At 68.1% G+C, this 23,338-nt stretch carries 22 protein-coding genes; 4 read left to right on the plus strand and 18 right to left on the minus strand.

The window, feature by feature from the left end; translation table 11 throughout:
- Positions 1-105 precede the first annotated feature (105 nt).
- The 11 genes from CKY28_RS18360 to rimP form a co-directional block, all read right to left on the minus strand.
- Complete coding sequence (locus CKY28_RS18360) at positions 106-1,875, minus strand: ATP-binding protein (RefSeq protein ID WP_141243951.1); 1,770 nt, start codon at positions 1,873-1,875, stop codon at positions 106-108.
- A gap of 558 nt (positions 1,876-2,433) precedes the next feature.
- Positions 2,434-4,794, minus strand: coding sequence for a polyribonucleotide nucleotidyltransferase (gene pnp, locus CKY28_RS13835; protein ID WP_095998947.1), 2,361 nt, complete (start codon positions 4,792-4,794; stop codon positions 2,434-2,436).
- Between the two features lie 155 nt (positions 4,795-4,949).
- Positions 4,950-5,219: a 30S ribosomal protein S15 gene (gene rpsO, locus CKY28_RS13840; RefSeq protein WP_095999238.1), complete on the minus strand. Its 270-nt coding sequence runs from the start codon at positions 5,217-5,219 to the stop codon at positions 4,950-4,952.
- 15 nt (positions 5,220-5,234) lie between these two features.
- Positions 5,235-6,239 (minus strand): tRNA pseudouridine(55) synthase TruB, encoded by a 1,005-nt coding sequence (truB, locus tag CKY28_RS13845; RefSeq protein WP_095998948.1) that lies wholly within the window; start codon positions 6,237-6,239, stop codon positions 5,235-5,237.
- A 7-nt stretch (positions 6,240-6,246) separates the two neighbouring features.
- Entirely contained in the window at positions 6,247-6,930 is a 684-nt protein-coding gene (locus CKY28_RS13850) for a site-2 protease family protein (protein WP_095998949.1), read from the minus strand.
- Positions 6,931-6,954: 24 nt separating this feature from the next.
- Positions 6,955-7,533 carry a thymidine kinase gene (locus CKY28_RS13855; RefSeq protein ID WP_095998950.1) on the minus strand — a complete coding sequence of 193 codons (579 nt, stop codon included), beginning with the start codon at positions 7,531-7,533 and terminating at the stop codon, positions 6,955-6,957.
- Positions 7,533-7,919: a 30S ribosome-binding factor RbfA gene (gene rbfA / locus CKY28_RS13860; RefSeq protein ID WP_095998951.1), complete on the minus strand. Its 387-nt coding sequence runs from the start codon at positions 7,917-7,919 to the stop codon at positions 7,533-7,535. The genes CKY28_RS13855 and rbfA overlap by 1 nt, the downstream gene beginning before the upstream one ends.
- Positions 7,920-7,991: 72 nt before the next feature.
- The gene (gene infB, locus CKY28_RS13865) at positions 7,992-10,730 is read right to left on the minus strand and encodes a translation initiation factor IF-2 (protein ID WP_095998952.1); all 2,739 of its coding nucleotides are present in this window, start codon (positions 10,728-10,730) and stop codon (positions 7,992-7,994) included.
- Positions 10,731-10,739: 9 nt separating this feature from the next.
- Positions 10,740-11,486 (minus strand): DUF448 domain-containing protein, encoded by a 747-nt coding sequence (locus CKY28_RS13870; protein WP_095998953.1) that lies wholly within the window; start codon positions 11,484-11,486, stop codon positions 10,740-10,742.
- Positions 11,467-13,092, minus strand: a complete 1,626-nt coding sequence (gene nusA / locus CKY28_RS13875; protein ID WP_095998954.1) for a transcription termination factor NusA — start codon at positions 13,090-13,092, stop codon at positions 11,467-11,469. The genes CKY28_RS13870 and nusA overlap by 20 nt, the downstream gene beginning before the upstream one ends.
- A gap of 1 nt (position 13,093) precedes the next feature.
- On the minus strand, positions 13,094-13,666 hold the full coding sequence (gene rimP / locus CKY28_RS13880) for a ribosome maturation protein RimP (protein ID WP_095999239.1): 573 nt from the start codon (positions 13,664-13,666) through the stop codon (positions 13,094-13,096).
- A gap of 163 nt (positions 13,667-13,829) precedes the next feature.
- Here rimP and CKY28_RS13885 point away from each other — a divergent pair, with 163 nt between their 5' ends.
- Together CKY28_RS13885 and CKY28_RS13890 are read left to right on the plus strand one after the other, a co-directional pair.
- The gene (locus CKY28_RS13885; RefSeq protein WP_095998955.1) at positions 13,830-15,005 is read left to right on the plus strand and encodes a PQQ-dependent sugar dehydrogenase; all 1,176 of its coding nucleotides are present in this window, start codon (positions 13,830-13,832) and stop codon (positions 15,003-15,005) included.
- Positions 15,002-16,171, plus strand: coding sequence for a PQQ-dependent sugar dehydrogenase (locus CKY28_RS13890; protein WP_095998956.1), 1,170 nt, complete (start codon positions 15,002-15,004; stop codon positions 16,169-16,171). Before CKY28_RS13885 ends, CKY28_RS13890 begins: the two co-directional genes overlap by 4 nt.
- 181 nt (positions 16,172-16,352) lie before the next feature.
- Here the strand turns inward: CKY28_RS13890 and CKY28_RS13895 are convergent, their stop codons facing one another.
- Complete coding sequence (locus CKY28_RS13895) at positions 16,353-16,733, minus strand: PaaI family thioesterase (protein WP_095998957.1); 381 nt, start codon at positions 16,731-16,733, stop codon at positions 16,353-16,355.
- Complete coding sequence (locus tag CKY28_RS13900) at positions 16,730-17,152, minus strand: PaaI family thioesterase (protein WP_095998958.1); 423 nt, start codon at positions 17,150-17,152, stop codon at positions 16,730-16,732. The genes CKY28_RS13895 and CKY28_RS13900 overlap by 4 nt, the downstream gene beginning before the upstream one ends.
- A 180-nt stretch (positions 17,153-17,332) precedes the next feature.
- On the opposite strand from CKY28_RS13900, the gene CKY28_RS13905 reads away from it, so the two are divergent.
- Entirely contained in the window at positions 17,333-18,115 is a 783-nt protein-coding gene (locus tag CKY28_RS13905) for a crotonase/enoyl-CoA hydratase family protein (protein ID WP_095998959.1), read from the plus strand.
- Here CKY28_RS13905 and CKY28_RS13910 read toward each other — a convergent pair.
- From CKY28_RS13910 to CKY28_RS13920, 3 genes are all read right to left on the minus strand, one after another.
- Entirely contained in the window at positions 18,112-18,549 is a 438-nt protein-coding gene (locus tag CKY28_RS13910; protein ID WP_095998960.1) for an acyl-CoA thioesterase, read from the minus strand. The genes CKY28_RS13905 and CKY28_RS13910 overlap by 4 nt on opposite strands.
- Before the next feature lie 115 nt (positions 18,550-18,664).
- Entirely contained in the window at positions 18,665-19,447 is a 783-nt protein-coding gene (locus tag CKY28_RS13915; protein ID WP_095998961.1) for an SDR family NAD(P)-dependent oxidoreductase, read from the minus strand.
- A 13-nt stretch (positions 19,448-19,460) separates the two neighbouring features.
- Complete coding sequence (locus CKY28_RS13920) at positions 19,461-20,630, minus strand: acetyl-CoA C-acetyltransferase (RefSeq protein WP_095998962.1); 1,170 nt, start codon at positions 20,628-20,630, stop codon at positions 19,461-19,463.
- A 78-nt stretch (positions 20,631-20,708) separates the two neighbouring features.
- On the opposite strand from CKY28_RS13920, the gene CKY28_RS13925 reads away from it, so the two are divergent.
- Positions 20,709-21,374 carry a nitroreductase gene (locus tag CKY28_RS13925; protein WP_095998963.1) on the plus strand — a complete coding sequence of 222 codons (666 nt, stop codon included), beginning with the start codon at positions 20,709-20,711 and terminating at the stop codon, positions 21,372-21,374.
- Here CKY28_RS13925 and CKY28_RS13930 read toward each other — a convergent pair.
- On the minus strand, positions 21,371-21,637 hold the full coding sequence (locus tag CKY28_RS13930) for a hypothetical protein (RefSeq protein ID WP_095998964.1): 267 nt from the start codon (positions 21,635-21,637) through the stop codon (positions 21,371-21,373). The genes CKY28_RS13925 and CKY28_RS13930 overlap by 4 nt on opposite strands.
- 41 nt (positions 21,638-21,678) lie before the next feature.
- Positions 21,679-23,004, minus strand: coding sequence for a DEAD/DEAH box helicase (locus tag CKY28_RS13935; protein ID WP_095998965.1), 1,326 nt, complete (start codon positions 23,002-23,004; stop codon positions 21,679-21,681).
- Between the last annotated feature and the right edge of the window lie 334 nt (positions 23,005-23,338).

Consider the following 23,338-nt stretch of genomic DNA (forward strand, 5'->3'; position numbering starts at 1 on the left):
GGCAGTCATGCGCTCTATTCTCGGACGCTAAAGAATCAACGGCGACCACCCGAAGGATACATCCTCGCGTAAACAGCCGGCCCAGACGGGCCGGCTAAGTCAAATTTAAGCAGCCACCCGCCCAAGACGCTGTCCCAGGATGCGCTTTATGCTCATGTCAATGTGATAGCGGGGTAGGACCGAAGCCGTGAGAGCAGTTTCGCTCCACAACTCGGGCAACTCCTGCATGCTCCACTTCCCGCCTTGTTTGAGTGCCAAGGCGCTCATGACAGTTTCGATGAGCTGCTGCTCGAACCATTCGCGAGTCACATCCTGAATGGTTGACCTGCATCCGGGAATGTTGGCGTAGCGTTCGGCCCAGCGGTCGACCATGTCGGTGAAGGCCCGGAAGTCTCCATTAATCAAGAGAAGGTTCTGCTCGGGCAGATACCGGGCAGCTCTGTCTTCTAGGTCACCAGCATTCCGCGTTTTGTCCTCGAGAGAAATCCACCTAGCCTGTGGCTCGGTAGGTAGGTTAATCAAGTCAGCAGGCGTGCCCACCTCCTCGGCAAATAGTGCATAGATGTCACCACGCGCGCCGCCTCTACTTCCGCTTATGGAAGAGTTTTCCCGCTTCTTCTTGTCGTCGTTCTCGCTTTCACCTCCAGTGTTTTCTCCAGGGGTGACGTTGTATTGGCCGCCCGGGCGAGGCCGATAGCGGCCGAACCGAAACAGTTCACGAACTGTGCGAAGCCGCTCCCGTATGGCTTTGCGGTGATCGGTTTGTTTTGATCCAGACCCAATCTCATCCTGATACTCCCTTAGCCGCTCGGGCATAAGTTCGCGGAATTCGGCAGCATAGCTTGACCAATCCAACGGCTCGCTTCCAATGAGAAGCTGTGTTCGCGCGGTATTCGCCGTCACCATACTCAAAGGATCATTGTCAGGCTCAATGTATAAAACTACCCGATCACCACCGAAGACTATCCCGAACGCCTGAAGCCGAGCATAGCCCGCAGAACTGGATGCAATCTCGTAAAGCTCATTCTGGAAGAGTGCACCGACATGTCCGCCAGGAACGTAATGTCCGCTGTTGGTATCAACGTCTGGCTTGATAATCCACCAGTGCAGATTTGCTTTATTGCTGGGAAGTCGAACTTGTCCTTGGTCTGCGGCATTCTCAGCAAGCCAAGGCCCTTGACCAGTCGCTTTCCTCAAAAAGTTGTGCCGGGTACCGCGTGGCAAGTCCCAGCCTTCTCGTACCGATACCGTCACGCCTTCGGGAAAAGTGAAGAACCTAGAGTTCAAATACCGAAGGATCCACTTGCGCGGCATCTTGGCACCTGGAGGCGCTAGCACGGTATTCTCATTGAGCGACGATCCGAGTAAGACGACCATCGTGCCATGGGTATCGATGGGCTCCGGCTTCACGTCATTCTGGATATGCTGCCAGAACTCCCCGTTGCCGAACCGAAGCAGGCCGTAGTCACCCGTGTTCGGATCCTTGTGGAGATGGATCATCGACCCAAGTCCATCTTTCCAGCTGAGGTAAACCAAGCCTTCAGGGTTCAATGGGGCAGCGGAAATCTTAGCTCCAACGCCGAAGTTACCAGTCGCCGACTGCTCGTGGATCGAGGACGAGAGCTTATTGATAAACTCAACCATCTCGTCGCCGGACATGCCCAGTCCGGTATCGATTATGCAGAGCTTCTGGGCAGAGTCTGGTCCAAGGAGATCAAAGCGGTTCCAGTCCACATCCCAGCGAATCTCGCCAATGGGTGGGTCGCACCGTTCGACCGCCTCAACAGCATTCTTCGTAAGCTCGCGAACGAACTGAAGAGGGGAGCAATCTCTGTTAAGGCGATCTACCAAGAAGCCCATCTTGGCGACGGTCATAGGAAGAACGTCGGGCGCACGCCGACCTGGCTCAAAAGCAGCCATCTCAAGCACCTTTCAATGCCCCTGCGGAGTTGTTCGGCAGGAATCATCGTAAGTTCGCCATCCCGCGGGGCAGTGAGTCTGCGCGGCTTCGTGGCAAAGTAAGCGTAAGGCCGCTGGTACCTACCAGTCAACAGGAAGTCGGTAGTGGACCCAAGCCGGTGCATGTTCTTGCTCATCCGGGCTGTGCCGGAAGCGGAAATAAGCTGACGGTCCGCTCTCTACCTATCACCTGGTGCCAACGACCACACGAACGGATGTCCGGTATTGAGGAGCGCCGAAGTAGACATGAGCGGCCGACGATGGTTCTTTTCAGCAGTGGAGCAAATTGATCGACAGCTTCTCTGATCCTGTTAACTGCCGCGGGCCAGCCTCGTGTGATCAGAGGAAGCCGAGGCGGTCGAGCTGCGGCGGCTTACCCGGCCTCTATTAACGCCAAACACGATAAAAACCGGCTGACGAAAAAGGGCCCGGCGGTCGCCCGCCGAGCCCTTCTCATCGACCCTGATCGAAAGCTCAGTCGCGGTCGCCCGTCAGGAACGCCGGCGCGAACTCGGGCGCGGGGCCGTCGTCGTTGCCGCCTTCGGAGCGCTCGCGGCGCGGGCCCCGATCGCCGCGGTCGCCACCACGATCGCCGCCCCGGTCACCGCGCGGACCGCGATCCCGGTCACCGCCACCGCCGCCACGCCGGCGGTCGCCGTCGCGGCGGGGGCCGCGGTCGCCGCGGTCGCCACGATCACCGCGCGGCTCGCGGGCGGGGCGCGTGTCCTCCAGCTCGGCGCCGGTCTCCTGGTCGACGACGCGCATCGACAGGCGGACCTTGCCGCGCGGGTCGATCTCCAGGACCTTGACCTTGACCTCCTGGCCTTCGGACAGGACGTCGGACACCTTCTCCACGCGCTCGTTCCGGATCTCGGAGACGTGGACCAGGCCGTCCTTGCCGCCCATGAAATTCACGAACGCGCCGAAATCGACGAGGTTGACGACCTTGCCGGTGTAGATCTTGCCGACCTCGGCCTCCTCGACGATGCCCTTGATCCAGTTCATCGCCGCCTCGATCTGCGCGCCGTCCGAGCTCGAGATCTTGATCACGCCCTCGTCGTCGATGTCGACCTTGGCGCCCGTGGTGGCGACGATTTCGCGGATCACCTTGCCGCCCGTGCCGATGACGTCGCGGATCTTGGACTTGTCGATCTGCATCGTCTCGATGCGCGGCGCATGCGCGCTGAGCTCGGTGCGGGTCTCGCCCAGCGCCTTGGCCATCTCGCCCAGGATGTGCGCGCGGCCCTCATGCGCCTGGGCCAGCGCGGTGCGCATGATCTCCTCGGTGATGCCGGCGATCTTGATGTCCATCTGGAGGCTGGTGATGCCCTCCGAGGTGCCGGCGACCTTGAAGTCCATGTCGCCCAGGTGATCCTCGTCGCCCAGGATGTCCGACAGGACGGCGAAGCGGTCGCCTTCCTTGATCAGGCCCATGGCGATCCCCGACACCGGCCGCTTGATCGGCACGCCCGCGTCCATCAGCGCCAGGCTGCCGCCGCATACGGTCGCCATCGACGAGGAGCCGTTCGACTCCGTGATGTCGGACGTCACGCGGATCGTGTAGGGGAACTCCTCCTTCGACGGCAGCACGGGGTTGAGCGCGCGCCAGGCGAGCTTGCCGTGGCCGATCTCGCGACGGCCCGGCGCGCCGAAGCGGCCCACTTCGCCGACCGAATAGGGCGGGAAGTTATAGTGCAGCATGAAGTGCTGGTACGACAGGCCGTTCAGCCCGTCGATCATCTGCTCGGCGTCACGCGTGCCGAGCGTGGTGGTGGCGATGGTCTGCGTCTCGCCGCGGGTGAACAGCGCGGAGCCGTGCGCGCGCGGCAGGAAGTGGACCTCCGCCTCGATCGGGCGCACCGTCCGGGTGTCGCGGCCGTCGATGCGCACGCCGTCGGTCAGGATCGCGCCGCGGACGATGTCGGCCTCGAGCTTCTTCACGAGCTTCAAGGTGCCGAGATATTGGGCGGGGTCCTCGTGCTTCAGCGGCTCGAATACCTCGCGGGCCTTGGCGCGGGCGGCGTTGACCGCGTTCTGGCGCTCGGCCTTGTTGGTGATGCGGTACGCGGCCTGGAGGTCCGCGCCGATCGCCTCGCGGAGCTTCGCCATGGTCGCCGACTTGTCCTCGACGGGGGCGAGCTCCCACGGGTCCTTGGCGGCCTGCTCGGCGAGCTCGATGATCGCCCCGATGACGCGCTGGAACTCGCGGTGCGCGAACATGACGGCGCCGAGCATGACGTCCTCGGACAGCTCCTTGGCCTCCGACTCCACCATCATGACCGCGTCGTGCGTGCCCGCCACGACCAGGTCGAGCTCGCCCGCCGCGACTTCGGCGTCGGTCGGATTCAGCTGATACTCGCCATCGCGATACCCGACCCGCGCCGCGCCGATCGGCCCCATGAACGGCACGCCCGACAGCGTCAGCGCCGCGCTGGCCGCGATCATCGCCAGGATGTCCGGCTCGTTCTCGCCGTCATAGCTCATGACCTGAGCAATCGCATTGATTTCGTTATAAAAGCCCTCAGGGAAGAGTGGCCTGATAGGGCGATCGATAAGGCGGGAGATCAGCGTCTCGCGCTCGGTCGCGCCGCGCTCGCGCTTGAAGAAGCCGCCGGGGATGCGCCCGCTAGCGGAGAACTTCTCCTGGTAGTGGACGGTGAGCGGGAAGAAGTCCTGGCCTTCCTTGACCGACTTCGCCGCCGTAACCGCGCAGAGCACGACGGTCTCGCCGAGCGTCGCGAGCACCGCGCCGTCGGCCTGACGGGCGACGCGGCCCGTTTCGAGCGTCAGCGTCTTGCCGCCCCACTCGATCTCCACTTTCTTGGTGTCGAACATTTGGTTTCCTTCACTCCGGTGGCCCTATGCCGGCCGGGGCCTATGTGCGGGCTTGTCCGGCCCGCGGCGGTTCGGAGCTGTCATCGCCCCTGACCCGAACGCCGAACTGCGTCGGGGCCGATAAGGAAAGGGCGGCCGCTGGGCCGCCCTTCCAATTACTTGCGAAGGCCGAGCTTCGCGATCAAGTCGAGGTAGCGCTGGCCGTCCTTCTTGCGGAGATAGTCCAGCAGCGCGCGGCGCTTGTTGACCATCATCAACAGGCCGCGGCGCGAGTGGTTGTCCTTGGCGTGGCCCTTGAAGTGGTCGGTCAGGTTGCGGATCCGCTCGGTGAGGATCGCGACCTGGACTTCCGGCGAGCCGGTGTCGCCCGCTTCACGGGCGTGCTCGGTGATGAGCGCCTGCTTGCGCTCCGCAGTGATCGACATCGTGTTCCTTTCCATTCAGAGGTTGAAGCCCCGAACGACGCGGACCTCTCGGTCCCGAACTTCGACCAGCGCGACGGGGGTGTCCCCCAGCATCGCGAAAGCCTGTCCCCCATCTCGGACGGCGTCGGCGGCGATCCCGGCCAGAACCCGCCCCTGACGGAGCGCCCCTGCCTGGTCGAGAGTGAGGGAGAGAGCCGGGATGTCGTCCAGCCCCGCCCTCAACGGCAGGAGTATTTCTTCGAGGCGGCGCGCATGGCCGAGTTCGGTCAATTTGTCCAGTGATAACGCGTGGTGGATCCAGAATGGACCGGCCTTGGTCCGGCAAAGCATGGTGACGTGACCTACCGTGCCGAGCGCGAGTGCGATGTCGCGGGCGAGCGATCGGATGTACGTACCTTTCGACACGTGCGCTGTCAGCGTAACCTCGCGGACACGCTCATATTTGCCGGCGTGAGTGGCGCGCTCACGCTCGAAAAAGGAGCGAACAGCGGAGCGAAAGTCACTTTGTTCAATTGGTGGCAATCTCGCTTCGCTGCGAACCGGCAGCATACCAAGCGCGCCTAAATACTTGATGTTGACCCGTCGCGTGGCGAGTTCGATCTCTTGCCCCGAGCGGGCAAGCTCATAAGCGCGTTGCCCGTTGATCTTCAGTGCCGAATAGACGGGTGGAATCTGATCCTGCTCACCCCTGAAGCGCTCCAGGACAGCCTCTATATCGCGACGTAAAGGTCGCACGTGGGAGGTCGCGATGACCTCGCCCTCCGCGTCCAGCGTCGCCGTTTCTTCACCGAAGCGGATGGTGAACTCGTAGATCTTGTCGCTATCCAACAAGCGACCGGCGAGCTTGGTCGCCTCGCCGATCGCGACCGGCAGCACGCCAGACGCCAGTGGGTCGAGCGTGCCGCCGTGCCCTACCTTAAGTTTGGGGTAGCCGCCCGCGCGCAACGCGCGCTTGACCGCGGTCACCGCCTCCGTCGAGCCGGGGCCGACGGGCTTGTCGAGGACGATCCAGCCGTGCACGCGCGCGTCAGGCGATCGCCTGCGCCAGCGCCATGAACCAGCCCGTCACCGCCTCCGCGGGCGGCGCGACCACGCGCTGGACGATGTTGGCGCTCGGCACCAGCATCGGCAGCACTACGAGCAGGCCGAGGAGCAGCAGGAAGCCGTAGCGGCCGATCTTGGCGTACTCGCGCGCGAGCGGGCGCGGTAGCAGGCCCTCAACCACGTGCCCGCCGTCGAACGGGGGTAGGGGTAGCAGGTTGAACAGTGCCAAGAACACGTTCACGACGACAAACGAGAAGAGCATGTCGGCGGCGAAGCGCGCTGCCCCCGTGATCCCGTCCGACACGCCGAACACCAGCCCCAGCCCGATCGCGCCGACCGTCGCGAGCAGGATGTTCATGCCCGGCCCGGCGAGCGCCACCAGCATCATGCCGACACGCGGATTGCGGAGCCGCCGCGAGACGACGGGCACGGGCTTGGCCCAGCCGAACACGGGCGCGCCCGCGACCGCGAGGCTTAAGGGGAGCACCACGGTGCCGATCGGATCGACGTGGCGAATCGGGTTGAAGCTCAGCCGCTTCTGCTCGGCCGCGGTGGGATCGCCCAGAAAGCGCGCGACCCAGCCGTGCGCGACTTCGTGGAACACGATCGCGATCACCAGCGGCACGATCCATACGGCCGCGCGATAGATGATGTTGTCAGGGTTCATACGGGAGATATGGCGTGGGCGAGGTCAGCCCGCCAGCGCCTCGGTGAAGTGGCGGCGACATAGCGCGACGTAGCGGTCGTTACCGCCGATTTCGAGCTGGCGCCCGTGCGCCACCGGCCGGCCCTCGTCGTCAACGCGCAGATTCATGCTCGCCTTGCGACCGCAGGTGCACACCGATTTGATCTCGTGCAGAGCGTCCGCGAGCGCCAGGAGCCGCGCCGAGCCCTCGAACAGGTCCCCGCGGAAGTCAGTGCGCAGGCCGTAGGCGAGCACGGGTAGTCCATGCGCATCGGCAAGGCGCGCGAGCTGGTCGACCTGGGTCCCGGACAGAAATTGAGCCTCGTCGACGAGCACACATGATAACGATTCTCGATTGTGCTCAGCGAGCACCAGCGCCTCAATGTCGGTTCCCGCATCGAACGCAGTCGCGGGCGCGGACAGGCCGATGCGGCTCGCGATCACGCCCGGCGCGAAGCGGTCGTCCACCGCGGCGGTGAACAGCATCGTGCGCATTCCGCGCTCGCGATAGTTGAAGTCGGCCTGGAGCAGGTTCGTCGACTTACCCGCGTTCATGGAGGCGTAGTAGAAATAGAGCTTGGCCATCACTCCTCGCCCAAATCGCGCGCCACCTCCGGCTTGCGCAGGATCGCGTCGATGCGACCGCCCTGGTCGAAGCTCTCGTCGGCGAGGAACTTGAGACGCGCGGCGTATTTGGTCCGCACGCGGTGAGCGACCTCGCGCTGGAGATAGGCGGTGTTCTGGCGCAATGCCTTGAGCACCGCCTGCTCGTCTTCTCCAAGCAGCGGCTTCACGAACACGGTGGCGTGGCGCAGGTCGGGGGACATGCGCACCTCGGTTATGGACACGAGATGGCTCTGCAGCGTCTCGTCGTGGACGTCGCCGCGCTGCAGGATCTCGGACAGGACGTGGCGCACTTGCTCGCCGACGCGGAGCGTGCGGACGGAGCGTTCGGGTTGGTCGTTCTTCATCTACGTGTCAGGGCCCTCACCCTGGCCCTATGGGCCTGTCCCTCTCCCGCGAAAGCGGGAGAGGGAAGGTCGTTAGAGCGTCCGCTCGCGGAGCTCGACCTCGAAGGTTTCCAGGAAGTCGCCCGCCTTGATGTCCGTGAAGTTCTGCGTGAACGTCACGCCACACTCCAGACCCGCGCGGACCTCCGGCACGTCGTCCTTGAAGCGCCGCAAGCTGGCGATCTCGCCCTGGTAGATGATGACGTCGTTGCGCGTGATGCGCGCTTTCAGCGCCTTGCGGATCGCGCCCTCGACGACCAGCAGACCCGCGGCCTTGCCCGTCTTGCCGGCCGAGAAGACCTGGCGAATCTCCGCGCGGCCGACCACCGTCTCGAACGCCTCGGGGCCGAGCTGACCGGCCATGCCGGCGCGGATCTCGTCCACCAGGTCGTAGATCACGTCGTAATATTTGAACGCGACCTTGTTGCGCTCGGCGATCTCGCGCGCCTTGGCGTTGGGGCGGACGTTGAAGCCGATGATCGGCGCGCCGCTGGCGGCCGCCAACGTCACGTCGGACTCGGTGATGCCGCCCACGCCCGAGTGCAGGATGCGCACGCGGATGTCGTCGGTCGACAGCTTGTTGAGGCTGCCCACGATCGCCTCGACCGTGCCCTGCGTGTCCGCCTTGACGACGAGCGGGTATTCCTGGGCCTGCTTCTCCTTGAGCGCGGAGAACATGGACTCCAGGCTGGCAGGCGCCGCCGTGGTGCGCTTCTGGGTCAGCACGCCTTGACGGTACTCGGCGACCTCGCGGGCGCGCGCCTCGTTCTCGACGACCTGGAGCTGGTCGCCCGCCGACGGCACGCCGGCGATGCCCAGCACCTCGACGGGCATGGCCGGGTCGGCGGTCTTCACCTGGCGGCCCTTGTCGTCGACGAGCGCGCGGACCTTGCCCGACTCGGCGCCGACGACGAACACGTCGCCGACCTTCAAGGTGCCGCGCTTCACCAGGACGGTCGCGACGGGGCCACGGCCCTTGTCGAGCTTGGCCTCGACCACCACGCCCTCGGCCGCGCGGTCGGGATTAGCGCGCAATTCCAGGAGCTCGGCCTGAAGCTGGATCTTCTCGATCAGCTCGTCGAGGCCGGTCTTCTTGAGCGCGGAGACCTCCACATCCTGGACGTCGCCGCCCAGGCCCTCGACCACGACCTCGTGCTCCAGCAGGCGCTCGCGGACGCGCTGCGGATTGGCCTCGTACTTGTCGATCTTGTTGATCGCGACGATCATCGGCTTGCCGGAAGCCTTGGTGTGGTTGATGGCCTCGATCGTCTGCGGCATCAGCCCGTCGTCGGCGGCGACTACCAGCACCACGATGTCCGTCACGTCCGCGCCGCGGGCGCGCATCTGCGTGAACGCCTCGTGACCCGGCGTGTCGAGGAAGGTGACCTTGCTCTTGTCCTTGAGCGTCACCTGATACGCACCGATGTGCTGCGTGATGCCGCCGGCCTCGCCGCGCACCACGTCCGTGCCGCGCAGCGCGTCGAGGAGCGACGTCTTGCCATGGTCGACATGGCCCATGATCGTGACCACGGGTGGCCGGGGCTGGAGCGCCTCGACGGGGTCCTCAGAGGTGTCCACCGCCAGGTCGACGTCGGACGCGGAGACGCGGGACACGTTGTGGCCGAACTCGGTGACGAGCAGCTCGGCGGTATCCTGGTCGATCGTCTGCGTCATCGTGACGGGCATGCCCATCTTGAACAGCGCCTTGACCAGGTCCGCGCCCTTCTCCGCCATGCGATTGGCGAGTTCCTGGACGGTGATCGCGTCGGGCACCTGGACGTCGCGGACCTGCTTGGGCGCCGCCTCGCGCGGGCCGAAGTGGCGCTTCTCCTTTTCACGCGCGCGCTTCAGCGCGGCGAGCGAGCGGGCGCGGGCGCCGTCGCCGTCGTTCAGCGCGCGGTTGACGGTCAGCTTGCCGCCGCGGCGCTCCTCGCCCTTGCGGTCGCGCGACGGCGCGGGACGCGACGGGGGCGCGTTGCGCGGCGTGGGCTGGCCCGAAGGCATACTGCGCTGCTGCGACTGCGCCGACGCGGCCGGCGTGGCAGCCGCAGGCTTGGGCTGTTCAACCGGCTTGGGCGGCGGAGGCGGCGGGGCTTGGCGCACCACGGGCGAGAAGCGGCGCGGCGCGGGCATGGACGGGTCGCGCGCGAGCTCCACGACCGGCGGGGGCGGCGCGGGCGTGGGCGCAGGACGCGGAGCCGGCGCAGCGGCTTGCGCCTGACGCGCCTCGGCGGCGCGGGCCACCTCGGGCTCGCGCTGCGGAGCGGGCGCGGGGGCCGGCTCGGGCGCGGCGACCGGTTCCGGGGCGGGCGTGGGCTGCGGCTCGGGTACCGGAGCAGGCTGGGTCTGCGCTTCGGCCTCGACGCGGGCGCGCTCCTCGGCGCGGCGACGCTCGTCCTCGACGGCACGCTGGCGCTGCTCGGCCTCGCGGCGGCGCGTCTCCTCGAGCGCAGCCATGCGCTGCTCTTCGGCCTCGCGCAGCAGGCGGGCTTGGCGCTCCTGCGGCGTCTCGCCCGCAGGGGCGCGGGCGGGCGCGGGCTGGGGAGCGACCGTCTCAGGCTGCGCGGGCGCGGGCGCGGGCTGCAGCGCTTCCGCCTCGGGCGCGGCCTCGCCGGGGCGGCGGAAGGTCCGCGCCTTTTTCGTCTCCACGATAACGGTGTTCGACCGGCCGTGGCTGAAACTCTGCTTCACCTTGCCGGTCTCGACCGTGCGGCGCAGCCCTAGGGGCGCGCGCATGCCGAGCTTGGGCTTGTCGTTGTCGGTGTCGCTCACTCGTGTTCCTCAGTTCGTCACGGCCGTTGGCGCTGCCCCGGCGGGAAGCGCCGATGCGCCTTGCGGGGCCGTTCCGCAAGGCTCCAGGGAAGATTCGGGTCCGATGAAACGCAGCCAGCGGTCGAGCGCGTCGCCCACCCGCTTCGCCGCCGCACGGTCGGTCAGGCCGAGATGTACCACATTCTCCCGGCCCAAGGCTAACGACAATATGGTGCGCTCGAGCGGGAGAACCAACCCCTTGAGGTCACTTCCTTCCCGATCCGATCCGACGCGCCATCCTTGAGCGAGCTTGCGCATCCCGTCCTCTCGTGCGTCGGCGGCGTGGTAGAGCGCGTGGAGCTGGCCGGAACGAGCGGCGGCCTCGATCTTGTCGGAGCCGGTTAGCAGCGTGCCCGACTTCGCCTCCAGGCCGAGCCGGTCGAGCGCGTGGCGGCGGAGCGAGTCCTCGATGCGCTCGGGCAAGTCGGGGAGCACGCGCACTTCGTTCGACTTGAACGCGCGCGAGAGCGCACCTCGAAGACGTCCCTTCGCGACCGCCTGTTCCAGTTCGGCACGGCCGATACCGATCCAAGCGCCGCGGCCGGGCGCCTTGGCGCGGATGTCGGGATGCACGGAGCCGTCCGGCCCGAGCGCGAGCCGGATCAGCGACGCGCGCGCGACGCGGTCGCCGGACAGGACGCAGCGGCGGACCGGGCCGTCCGCCGCCTGATCAGCCGTGAGGGCTAGAGTGCGGGCCTCATTGCGCGGAGTCCGCATGCGCGTCCTCCTGCGGAGCCTCGGCCGCGTCCTCGTCCTCGAACCAATGGGCGCGGGCGGCCATGATGATCTCGTTGCCCTGCTCTTCGGTCAGACCGTATTCGGCGAGGATGCCGCCCTTGCGCGGCACCTGGGTGCGCTGCCCATCCTCGCCGCGGCGGCGCGGCTCGGCCTTGGGACGCTCTACCAGCTCGTCGGTGGCGAGGTCGGCGAGGTCGTCCAGCGTCTTGATGCCGGCTTTGCCCAGCGTGACGAGCATCGCTTCGGTCAGATACGGCATCTCGGCCAGCGCGTCTTCGACGCCGAGCGCAGTGCGCTCCTCGCGGTTCGCCTGCTCGCGGCGCTCGAGCGCTTCCTGCGCGCGGCTCTGCAGCTCCTGGGCGAGGTCCTCGTCGAAGCCTTCGATCGAGGCGAGCTCGTCGAGCTCGACGTAAGCCACCTCCTCGAGCTGGGTGAAGCCCTCGGCGACCAGCAGCTGCGCCAGCGTCTCGTCGACGTCCAGCTCGTTCTGGAACGTGTCGGAGCGCTCCACGAACTCGCGCTGGCGCTTCTCGGAGGCGTCGGCCTCCGTCAAGATGTCGATCGCCTTGGCGGTCAGCTGCGACGCGAGGCGGACGTTCTGGCCGCGGCGGCCGATGGCGAGCGAGAGCTGGTCGTCGGGCACGACCACCTCGATCCGGTCCTCCTCCTCGTCGATCAGCACGCGCGCGACGTTGGCAGGCTGGAGCGCGTTGACGACAAAGGTGGCGGTGTCGGGCGACCAGGGGATGATGTCGATCTTCTCGCCCTGCATCTCCTGGACGACCGCCTGGACTCTGGAGCCCTTCATGCCGACGCACGCGCCGACGGGGTCGATGGACGAATCGTGGCTGATCACGCCGATCTTGGCGCGGCTGCCCGGATCGCGCGCGGCGGCCTTGATCTCGATGATGCCGTCGTAGATCTCCGGCACCTCCTGCGCGAACAGCTTCTTCATGAAGTCGGGATGCGCGCGGCTGAGGAAGATCTGCGGCCCGCGGTTCTCGCGGACCACCTTCAGGATCAGCGCGCGGATGCGGTCGTTGACGCGCACCACCTCGCGCGGGATCTGCTGGTCGCGGCGGATCACGCCCTCGGCGCGGCCCAGGTCGACGACAACGTGGCCGAACTCGACGCGCTTGACAACGCCGGTGATGATCTCGCCCTGGCGGTCCTTGAACTCTTCGTATTGGCGCTCGCGCTCGGCGTCGCGGACCTTCTGGAAAATGACCTGCTTGGACGCCTGCGCCTGGATGCGGCCGAACTCTATCGGCGGCAGCGGGTCGACGAGGAAGTCGCCGACGGAGGCGCCCGGCTGCAGCTTCTGCGCGCCCTTGACGTCGACCTGCTTGTAGATGTCGTCGACCTGCTCGACCACCTCGACGACGCGCCACAGGCGCAGGTCGCCGGTGTTGGGGTCGAGCTTGGCGCGGATGTCCATCTCCGCGCCGTAGCGGTTCTTGGCGGCGCGCTGGATCGCGTCCTCCATCGCCTCGATCACGATGGCGCGGTCGATCATCTTCTCGGACGCGACCGAATTGGCGATCGCGATCAGCTCCGCGCGGTTGGCGGTGGCGGCGGTGGCCATGTTACGCTTGTTCCTCTGCTGGGGCGGCGTCCTCGTCCGCCTCTTGTTCGAACTCTTCCGCACCCTCAGTGGAGAGCGGCTTGGTGGCGGCGATGAGCCGGTCGGTGATGGTGAGCTTGGCGTCGGCGATCTGATCGAAGCCGATCGTCATCGCCCCGTGCCCGCGTACGTCCACCGTGACGCGGTCGCCCTCGACGCCGACGAGGTCGCCGGTGAGCTGCTTGCGCCCGTCCACCGGCTGCGCGAGCTGGACGCGCGCCTCATGGCCGGCCCAGTCGCCGAAATCCTTGAGCCGCGTCAGCGGCCGGTCGATGCCGGGGCTCGACACCTCGAGCCGGTAGGCGTGCTCGATCGGGTCGCGGCCTTCCGCCTCCAGCTGGTCGAGCCGGTCGGAGATGCGCCGCGACAGGTCGGCGCAGTCGTCGATCGTCAGCTGGCGCGTGTCGGGCCGCTCGGCCATGACCTGGAGCGTCGGGTCCGACTTCCCGCCGTACATCTTCACCCGGACGAGGTCGAAGCCGAGCGCCTGAGCCTCGGGTTCGATCAACTGGGTGAGGAGCGCGATGTCGGTCAAGCGTCGGTGTTCCGGATGCAGGTGGTCGCCGCCGCGGAGCACCGCTCCGCAGCCTCTTCACCGCTAGCGATGTCGAGAAAGCACGGGTGATATACGCCCGCCCCGCGTCTTGCGCAACCCGTGGGGCGGATACGACGTTTCGGCTCCGTAGCAGGAGACGAAAATGCGCTTGATCTCGCTCGCGGTCATCACGGCCGCACTGATTGCATGCACCGGCGGGTCGCCGGCCGAAGGACAGGCGGGCCAGCCGCAGGGCAAGTACCAGGCGGGCGCGCAGGCGCCGACCTCTGACGCCAAGCCGTTCCAGGTCACGCCCGTCGCCGATTTCGAGGCGCCCTGGGCGATGACGTTCCTGCCGGACCGGCGCATGCTGGTGACGGAGAAGGCGGGGCAGCTCATGCTCGTGTCCGCCGACGGGCGGGGCCGCACGCAGGTGGCGGGCATCCCCGCCGTCGACAGCGCGGGGCAGGGCGGACTGATGGACGTGGTGCTCCACCCCGACTTCGCGCGCTCCGGGCTGGTCTACTTCTCCTATTCAGAGGCGGGGCCGGGCGGCAAAGGCGTGGTGCTGTCGCGCGGGCGGCTGGTCGAGGCGAACGGACAGGCGCGGCTCGACGAAGTCCAGAAGCTGATCGAGGCGACGCCCTATGTGCAGGGCGACGGCCACTATTCGGGCCGCATCGCCTTCGCGTCCGACAACCGGCACCTGTTCTTCACCATGGGCGAGCGGCAGAAGTTCACGCCCGCGCAGGATCCGAAATCGACGCTGGGCAAGGTGCTCAGGCTGACGCACGACGGCAAGCCCGCGCCGGGCAACCCGCTCGCGGCCAAGGGCTTCCACCCCGCCGTATGGAGCTACGGCCACCGCAACCTGCTCGGCATCGCGTTCGATGCGCAGGGCAATCTCTGGGAGCAGGAGATGGGCCCCAAGGGCGGCGACGAGGTGAACCTCATCCTGCCCGGCCGCAACTACGGCTACCCGATCGTGTCGGACGGCGACCATTATGACGGCCGGCCCATCCCCGACCACGACACGCGGCCCGAGTTCGAGAAATACAAGGTCAACTGGACGCCTGTGATCTCGCCCGGCGGGCTGATGATCTACTCGGGCAACCTGTTCCCGCAGTGGCGCGGCGACGCGTTCATCGGCGGGCTGTGGAGCCAGGCGCTGGTGCGCGTCGACCTGAACGGCACGAACGCGGCCAAGGGCGGCCAATGGGACATGGGCGCGCGCATCCGCGAGGTCGAGGAGGGACCGGACGGCGCGATCTACGTGCTGGAGGACGGCGGCCGCGGGTCGCAGGGGCGGCTCCTGCGCCTGACGCCGGTCGGACGGTGAGCCCGCGTCACCTCCTGGCCGGCGGTGCGCTCGCGCTCCTGCTCGTCGGCTGCGGAGGTGACGACGGCGGTTCCGCGCCCGATCCCATCGCGACCGCCTCGCCTACGCCCGCCCCGACTCCAGCCCCGACCCCGTCGCCCAGCCCGTCGCCGACCACGACGGCGGTGACGCGCGGGGCGGTGGCGACCTTCGCCAGCCCCTGGGCGATGGTGTTCCTGCCCGACGGGCGGCTGCTCGTGACGGAGCGCGGCGGGAACCTGCGTGTGGTGACGACCGCGGGCGCGGTCTCGGCGCCCGTGTCGGGCACGCCCGCGGTGGTGGCGCGGGGGCAGGGCGGGCTGCTCGACGTGGCGCTCGACCCGGCCTACGCGAGCAACCGCCGCATTTACCTGAGCTTCGCGGAAGGGGGGCAGGGCGGCACGGGGCTAGCGGTGGCGCGCGGTACGCTGACGCTGGATGCGGGCGGCGGGCGGCTCGACAATCTCCAGCTCGTCTGGCGGCAGGTGCCGAAGATCGCCAACGACGACCGGCATTTCGGCGGACGGCTGGCGTTCGCGTCCGACGGCTTCCTGTTCATCACCGCGGGCGAGCGGCACCAGGGCGCGCCCGCGCAGGCGACCGGCAACACGCTGGGCAAGATCGTCCGCATCGACCCGGACGGCGTGCTGCCGGCGGTCGCCGATCCCAGGCCGGAGATCTGGACGCTGGGCCACCGCAACCCGTACGGGCTCGTGCTCGCGACCGACGGCCGGCTCTTCTCCAGCGAGATGGGGCCGGAGGGCGGCGACGAGTTCAACCTGATCGAGCGCGGGCGCAATTACGGCTGGCGCGTCGTGTCCGAAGGAAACGACGGCGAGGTGCTGCCGCGCCACTCCACGCGGCCCGAGTTCGCCGCGCCGCTGGTGAGCTGGACGCCCGTGATCGCGCCGGGCGGCATGATCCAGTACACGGGCACGCGCTTCTCCGGCTGGAACGGCGACTTCGTGCTGGCGGGCCTGACCGCGCAGGGAATCGTGCGGGTGCGCGTGTCGGGCGCGACCGCGAGTGAGGCCGGCCGCATCGGCCTGGGCGCGCGCATCCGCGAGGTGGAGCAGGGTCCCGACGGCGCGATCTGGGTGCTGGAGGACGGCGGGTCGGGGCGGCTGATCCGCCTGGACCCGGCGTAGGAGAATTTGCGGTTACCACACCCTATCGTCACCCCGGACTTGTTCCGGGGTCCATCGCGGTGCGCGCATTTCCGCTGAAAGAAGCGCACCGCAGGTGGTCCCATACCCGCTGATGGTTCGCCCGGACGACGATGGACCCCGGAACAAGTCCGGGGTGACGGGAGTGGTCGCCGAACTGCGCTCAGCCCCGCACGATCAAGTAGTTCATCCGCGCCGCCGCGATCGGGCGGTCGGGCTCGTCCTGCCACGCCGTCGCCTCGACGTTCGCGACGCGCGTGCCGAGACGGGTCACGCGGCCCGCGGCGCGGGTGGGCTTGTCGCGGCCGCCGCGCATGAAGTCGACGGTGACGCCCACCGGCTTGATCCGGCCTCCGCTCTCGCCCGCCAGCGCATGGTCGAGCGCGACGATCGCCGCCATCTCCAACAAGCCCGAGATCGCGCCGCCATGGAGGAAGCCGGGGCGGCCGACCACGTCGTCGGCGAAGGGCATCACGAGCACGGGCGCGCCGTCACTCGGTTCGATCTCGAGGCCGAGCACCTCGGCGTAGGGCGGCAGCTTCACGGCTGCACCTCCGTATTCATGTAAGTGCCCGCGACATGCGCGATCGGGTCTTCGGGATCGCCGTCATGCGCTTGGCCGCGCACGAACGAGATGGCGCGGGTGAGGCGGTAGCACTCTCCGCGACCGATCACCGTGCGGCCGGGCGTGGCGGGACGGAGATAGTCGATGCGGAGGTCGAGCGTCGCGTGCGGGACCCAGCGGTCGCGCTTGCTCCACACGGCGAGGCTCGTCGCCATGTCCATCAGCGTGATGATCGGCCCGGACGCGAGCACGCCGCGCTCCGGGTCGCCGACGAGGTCGGGCGCGTAGGGTAGGGCGAGCTCGGCCCAGTCCTCGCCGTGATCGTGGTAGGTGATGCCCAGCCTGCCCCCATGGCCGCCGAAGCGGTGGGTGGCGAAGGCGCGTATGTCGAAGCCCATGGGCGGGCGCTGTAGCGGATCAGGTACGGCGGGCAACATCAACCCTCTCCCGCTTTCGCGGGAGAGGGACAGCGGCGTAGCCGCAGGGTGAGGGTCTGTACGGGGCACTGCCCTCACCCTGGCGCTTGCGCGCCTGTCCCTCTCCCGCGAAAGCGGGAGAGGGGAAAAAAGGAGCATGACATGACCGATCGCGTCACCATCAACGTCGAGGGCGGGGTCGCCGACATCCGCCTCGCCCGGCCGGACAAGATGAACGCGCTCGACCCCGCCATGTTCGACGGCATCGTCGACGCGATCGACCAGCTGGCGGGCATGACCGGCGTGCGCGTGGCGGTGCTGTCGGGCGAAGGGCGCGCCTTCTGCGCGGGGCTCGACATGGCGAGCATGGCCGGCGGCGGGTCAGGGCTCGACATCGCCGAGCGCGCCTGGGGGCCGGCCAACAAGGTGCAGCAGGTGAGCTGGGGCTGGCGGACGCTGCCCATGCCGGTGATCGCGGCGGTGCACGGCGTCGCGTTCGGCGGCGGTTTCCAGATCATGTCGGGGGCCGACATCCGCATCGCCGCGCCCGACACGCGCTTCGCGATCCGCGAGTCGCACTGGGGGCTGGTGCCCGACATGGGCGGGATCGCGCTGTGGCGCACGCTGGCGCGCGACGACGTATTGCGCGAGCTGACATATACGGGCCGCGAGTTCGGGGCGGCGGAGGCGGAGCGGTTCGGGTTCGTGACGCGGGTCGCGGAAGACCCGCTGGAGGCCGCGCACGCGCTGGCGCGCGAGATCGCGGGCCGCAACCCGCACGCGGTGCGTGGGATCAAGCGGCTCTACAACCATGCCGCCGACGGCGATCCTGCGTCCATCCTGGACCTGGAGACGGTGGAACAGCTGAAGGTGATACGCACGCCCAATCAGATCGAGCAGGTGCGCGCAAACATGGAGAAGCGCGCGGCGGTGTTCGAGGATTAGGGCTCGCGCACCCGGAACTCCTCCAGCCGCGCCCGGAATGCGTCGGGCATGCCGGCGCCGTCGTCATTCTTGTCCATGACGATCACCACGTCACAGGTCGCGATCGCGCGGCCGCCCTGGAACATGGCGGCGAGGATGGACCAGCTGCGGTTGCCGGCATGGCCGATGCCGGTCGCGACCTCCACGTCCTCGGGATAGCTGCCCTCGGCGAGATAGTGGATCTCCTGGCTCGCCACGACGGCGCGGCGGCCGGAGAAACGCTTGCCCCACAGCTCCGCCTCGCGGTTGAAGCGGGTGCGCGCGGTCTCGAACAGCGCAGCGAAGGCGACGTTGTTGAGGTGGCCGAGCACGTCCAGGTCTTGAAAGCGCGTCTGGACGGCCGCGTGGTGCGGGTAGGCGGCGAGGTCTAAACGCCAGGCGGCGGGGCGGGGCATGGCTGGTTCTTCCTAAGAGGCCGACGCGGGAGCAAGTCCCGCGTCGTCGAACGGGCGCGAGCGCCCGCCGGCCGGCTTCGCGCGAGTCTTGCGCCGAGGCGGCGCAAGCCGCGCTTCAGCGAGGCGCCATCCGAATGGCACCGTCCAACCGCACGTCCTCGCCGTTGAAATAGCCGCACTCGATCATGGTGAGCGCGAGCTGGGCGTACTCGTGCGGCAGGCCAAGACGCTTAGGGAACGGCACGGACGCCGCGAGCGCGTCCTTTACGGGCGCGGGCATGCCGTTCATCAGCGGCGTCGAGAAGATGCCCGGCAGGATGGTGTTCACCCGGATGCCCTCGCTCATCAGGTCGCGCGCGATGGGTAGCGTCATGCCGACCACGCCGCCTTTGGACGCGGAGTAGGCCGCCTGGCCCATCTGGCCGTCCTCCGCGGCGACCGACGCCGTGTTGACGATCGCGCCGCGCTCGCCGTCCTCCAGCGGGTCGAGGGTGAGCATGCCGGCGGCCGATTTGGCGATGCAGCGGAAGGTGCCGACCAGGTTGATCTCGATGATCCAGTTGAACGCGTCGAGCGGGAAGTGCTTGATCGAGCCGTCTTCCTTCGAACGGCTGGCGGTCTTGATCGCGTTGCCGGTGCCCGCGCAGTTCACCAGCACGCGCTCCTGCCCGTGCGCCTCGCGGGCGCGGGCGAAGCCGGCGTCGACGCTCTCGTCGGAGGTGACGTTGACCTCGCAGAACACGCCGCCGATCTCGGCCGCGACGCGCTCGCCCTTCTCGGCTTGCAGGTCGAAGATGGCGACGCGCGCGCCCTTGGCCGCGAGCGCGCGGGCGGTGGCCTCGCCCAGGCCCGACGCGCCGCCGGTAACGACCGCGGCGATGCTGTTGTCGATCTTCATGTCTCTTCCCCTGTTAAACCCGCTCGACGATCGTCACGTTGGCGATGCCGCCGCCCTCGCACATCGTCTGGAGGCCGTAGCGCAGCCCTCGCTTGTGGAGCGCGTGGACGAGTGTCGCCATTAGCTTGGTGCCCGACGCGCCGAGCGGATGGCCGAGCGCGATCGCGCCGCCGTTGACGTTGAGTTTCTCCGGATCCGCGCCGGTGTGCTTGAGCCAGGCGAGCGGCACGGGCGCGAACGCCTCGTTGACCTCGTACAGGTCGATCTCGTCTATTGTCATTCCGGCACGACGGAGCGCCTTGTCGGTCGCGAACAGCGGCTCCTCCAGCATGATGACCGGGTCGCCGGCGGTGACGGTGAGGTTGTGGACGCGGGCGAGCGGCTTGAGGCCGTGCTCCTTCAGCGCGTGCTCGGAGACGACGAGCACCGCGGAGGCGCCGTCGCAGATCTGGGACGCGTTGGCGGCGGTGATGACGCCGCCCTCTTTCAGCAACTTGACCGAGCTGATCGACTCCAAGGTCGCGTCGGCGCGGATGCCTTCGTCGCGATCGTGCAGAACCTCGCCCTCAGACGTCTGGACGGGGAGGGGCACGATCTCGTCGCGGAACGCGCCCTGCTCGGTCGCGGCGGCAGCACGCTGGTGGGAGCGGACCGAATAAGCGTCGAGCTCCTCCTTCGAGAAGCCGTGCTTCTTCGCCATCATCTCCGCGCCCATGAATTGGCTGAACTCGATGTCGGGATAGCGCTCGTGCTGGCGGGGCGACTTGGCGCGGCCGAGCCCGGCCTGGTGGAAGAGCATGCCCGTCGAGCCCATGGGTACGCGCGTCATCGACTCGACGCCGGCCGCGATCACCACGTCCTGCGTGCCCGACATCACCGCCTGGGCGGCGAACTGGATCGCCTGCTGCGACGAGCCGCACTGGCGGTCGATCGTGACGGCGGGGACGCTCTCGGGCAGCTTGGAGGCGAGCACCGCGTTGCGGCCGACCTGGAAGGACTGCTCGCCGCCCTGGCTGACGCAGCCCATGATGACGTCCTCGACCGCGGCCGGATCGAGCCCGGAGCGGTCGATGATCGCATTCAGGACCTCGCCGGCCATGTCGGCGGGGTGCCAGCCCGCGAGCCGGCCGCCGCGCCTGCCGCCTGCGGTCCGCGCCGCCTCCACGATGTATGCCTCGGCCATCGTCCAGCTCCGCTCCGTAACAGTTGTTATTCCGAACTCATTGGCGCAGCTTGACGTGAACGGCAAGTGGGACGGGCGATGACGGTTTCGGAAGCGGTGGCGGCCAGGCGGTCGGTTAGGGGCTATCTCGATCGCGAGGTGTCGTCGGCGACCTTGCGCGAGCTGGCGGTTAAGGCGGCGCGCGCGGCGACCGGGGGCAATCTCCAGCCCTGGCATGTCAACATCGTGGCGGGCGAGGCGATGCGGCGGCTCAAGGCGGTGATGGCCGAGCGGCTCGGCTCGGGCGAGCTGGAAACGGCGGCGTACGACATTTACCCGCGCGAGCTGGGCGCGCCCTATCGCGACCGGCGCTTCCAGGTGGGCGAGGCGATGTACAGGCACATCGGCATTCCACGCGAAGATAAGGCAGGGCGGATGCGGTGGCTGGCGCGCAACTTCCAGTTCTTCGGCGCGCCCGCGGCCTACTTCGTCACGGTGGACCGCGGCATGGGGTCGCCGCAATGGGCGGACCTGGGCATGTACCTCCAGAACCTGATGCTGCTCGCCGTCGAGGCGGGGCTGGCGACCTGCTCGCAGGAGTGCTGGGCCTTGTGGCCGGAGACGGTCACCCGCTTCCTGGGCACGCCGCCCGAGCGGATGCTCTTCTGCGGCGTGGCGATCGGGTACGAAGATCCAGACGAGCCCGCAAACCGCCTGCGCAGCGAGCGGGCTCCAGAAGGGGAGTGGCTGACGGTGGTCGCTTAGAGGACGACCGTCTGCGGCTTGGAGTCCTCGAGCGCGGTCAGGACCATGCGTTCCCAAATTGCCACGTCGCCCGCCGCCGCCATGCGCTCGTCGGGCACGCGGAGGGTGTGGAGGACGGCGATGGCGTCGGGGAGGTACTCGCGCCAGACCTGCTCGACCTGAGGGGAGGCCGACTCCTCCGTCCCCTCGGCGTTGATGCTGATGCGCTGGCCGGCGAGGACCTTGGCGACACGTTCGGCGAGCGGTCTGACGCTGGTGTCCATGGGGTTAAGCTCCTTTCGGAGGCGTAACCCTCGAACGCGCGTCAGGCTCCCGCAGCGGCGCGCGGGCCGCCGCGACCGCGGCCGCCGCGACGACGGCGAGCCTGGTTGGTCGGGACCGGCTGGTGCGTGGCGCGGGGACGCGCGGGCGGACGGGGGCCGCGCGGGCGCTCCTCGCGCGGGAGCGGGTCGGCGCCGACGGCTTTGACGCGCTCGGCCTTGATGCGATCCGCCTGACGGAGGAAATCGGCGGGGAGCGGCTGGACGGTCAGCTTCTGGCGCGTCAGCTTCTCGATGTCCTTGAGATAGGGACGCTCGTCCTCGGCGCAGAAGGCGATAGCGATGCCCGAATTGCCGGCGCGCGCGGTGCGGCCGATGCGGTGGACATACTGCTCCGGCACGTTGGGCAGCTCAAAGTTCACGACGTGGCTGACACCCGACACGTCGATGCCGCGCGCGGCGATGTCGGTGGCGACGAGGATCTTGACCTCGCCCGACTTAAACTCGCCCAGCGCGCGCTCGCGCTGCCCCTGCGACTTGTTGCCGTGGATGGCGTTGGCGCGGACGCCGTTGCCCGCCAGCAGCTTCACTACGCGGTCCGCGCCGTGCTTGGTGCGCGTGAACACGAGCGCGCGGTCGATCGCCGGATCGGCGAGCGTCAGCGTGAGCAGCGCCTGCTTCTCCGTCTGGTTCACAAAGGTGACGTACTGGTCGACGCGCTCCGCGGTGGTCGCGGCGGGGACGACGGAGACGGTCACCGGCTGGTCAAGGAACTGGTCGGCGAGCTGGCGGATCGCGGGCGGCATGGTGGCCGAGAAGAAGAGCGACTGGCGCTGCTTGGGCAGCATCCGGACGATGCGCTTCAGCGCGTGAATGAAGCCAAGGTCGAGCATCTGGTCGGCCTCGTCGAGGACCAGGATCTCGAGCTGCGCGAGGCTGAGCGCCTGCTGGTCGATCAGGTCGAGCAGGCGGCCGGGGGTGGCGACGAGGATGTCGACGCCGGGGCGGACGTTCTGCCGGTCCTTGTTGACCGAGGTGCCGCCGAACACGGTGACGACGGACAGGCGCTGGAACTTGCCGTAGAGGCGCGCCTGCTCGGCGATCTGCGACGCGAGCTCACGCGTGGGGGCGAGAACGAGCATGCGGCAGTGCGTCGGCAGCGTGCGCTTAGGCGCGGCGGAGAGGCGCTGGATCGAGGGCAGCACGAAAGCGGCCGTCTTGCCGGTGCCGGTCTGGGCGATGCCGAGCAGGTCGCGGCCCTGCAGCAGATGGGGGATGGCGTCGCGCTGGATGGGCGTGGGCTGGTCATAGCCCTTGGCGTGGAGCGCGCGGACGAGCGGTTCGGCGAGGCCGAGATCTTGGAAGTTCACTAAAGTACACTCTTGCGAGAGCCGACGCGCGCCTCGGATAGGCGCACGGGCGGCGGGGGTTGATGACGCCCCGCGTGATAGGGATGCCTTGGGCAAGGTCGGGGCGGAGCCTGCCCTGGATCGAGTCCAGGGCGATCACGCTGCGAAGAACGCCTCGACGCGGTTGCATGTGTTACCGGCGATCGAACAAGTCAAGCCGCCTTGGTCCTCCCCCGCTTACAGCGGGGGAGGTGGCGCGCGTAGCGCGACGGAGGGGGTGCGGCGCGATGCCGTATCCCGTTGCTCCCCCTCCACCATTCGCAAGCGAATGGTCCCCCTCCCCCGCTGTAAGCGG

The sequence above is a fragment of the Sphingomonas lenta genome (assembly GCF_002288825.1).
In the GTDB taxonomy this organism is placed as follows: domain Bacteria; phylum Pseudomonadota; class Alphaproteobacteria; order Sphingomonadales; family Sphingomonadaceae; genus Sphingomonas; species Sphingomonas lenta.

Excerpts from the sequence above, each read along its gene's own strand:
- CKY28_RS18360 (WP_141243951.1), bottom strand. The coding sequence starts at position 1,875 with ATGACCGTCGCCAAGATGGGCTTCTTGGTAGATCGCCTTAACAGAGAT.
- pnp (WP_095998947.1), bottom strand. The coding sequence starts at position 4,794 with ATGTTCGACACCAAGAAAGTGGAGATCGAGTGGGGCGGCAAGACGCTG.
- rpsO (WP_095999238.1), bottom strand. The coding sequence starts at position 5,219 with ATGTCGATCACTGCGGAGCGCAAGCAGGCGCTCATCACCGAGCACGCC.
- CKY28_RS13850 (WP_095998949.1), bottom strand. The coding sequence starts at position 6,930 with ATGAACCCTGACAACATCATCTATCGCGCGGCCGTATGGATCGTGCCG.
- CKY28_RS13855 (WP_095998950.1), bottom strand. The coding sequence starts at position 7,533 with ATGGCCAAGCTCTATTTCTACTACGCCTCCATGAACGCGGGTAAGTCG.
- rbfA (WP_095998951.1), bottom strand. The coding sequence starts at position 7,919 with ATGAAGAACGACCAACCCGAACGCTCCGTCCGCACGCTCCGCGTCGGC.
- CKY28_RS13870 (WP_095998953.1), bottom strand. The coding sequence starts at position 11,486 with ATGCGGACTCCGCGCAATGAGGCCCGCACTCTAGCCCTCACGGCTGAT.
- nusA (WP_095998954.1), bottom strand. The coding sequence starts at position 13,092 with ATGGCCACCGCCGCCACCGCCAACCGCGCGGAGCTGATCGCGATCGCC.
- CKY28_RS13885 (WP_095998955.1), top strand. The coding sequence starts at position 13,830 with ATGCGCTTGATCTCGCTCGCGGTCATCACGGCCGCACTGATTGCATGC.
- CKY28_RS13900 (WP_095998958.1), bottom strand. The coding sequence starts at position 17,152 with ATGGGCTTCGACATACGCGCCTTCGCCACCCACCGCTTCGGCGGCCAT.
- CKY28_RS13905 (WP_095998959.1), top strand. The coding sequence starts at position 17,333 with ATGACCGATCGCGTCACCATCAACGTCGAGGGCGGGGTCGCCGACATC.
- CKY28_RS13910 (WP_095998960.1), bottom strand. The coding sequence starts at position 18,549 with ATGCCCCGCCCCGCCGCCTGGCGTTTAGACCTCGCCGCCTACCCGCAC.
- CKY28_RS13915 (WP_095998961.1), bottom strand. The coding sequence starts at position 19,447 with ATGAAGATCGACAACAGCATCGCCGCGGTCGTTACCGGCGGCGCGTCG.
- CKY28_RS13920 (WP_095998962.1), bottom strand. The coding sequence starts at position 20,630 with ATGGCCGAGGCATACATCGTGGAGGCGGCGCGGACCGCAGGCGGCAGG.
- CKY28_RS13925 (WP_095998963.1), top strand. The coding sequence starts at position 20,709 with ATGACGGTTTCGGAAGCGGTGGCGGCCAGGCGGTCGGTTAGGGGCTAT.
- CKY28_RS13930 (WP_095998964.1), bottom strand. The coding sequence starts at position 21,637 with ATGGACACCAGCGTCAGACCGCTCGCCGAACGTGTCGCCAAGGTCCTC.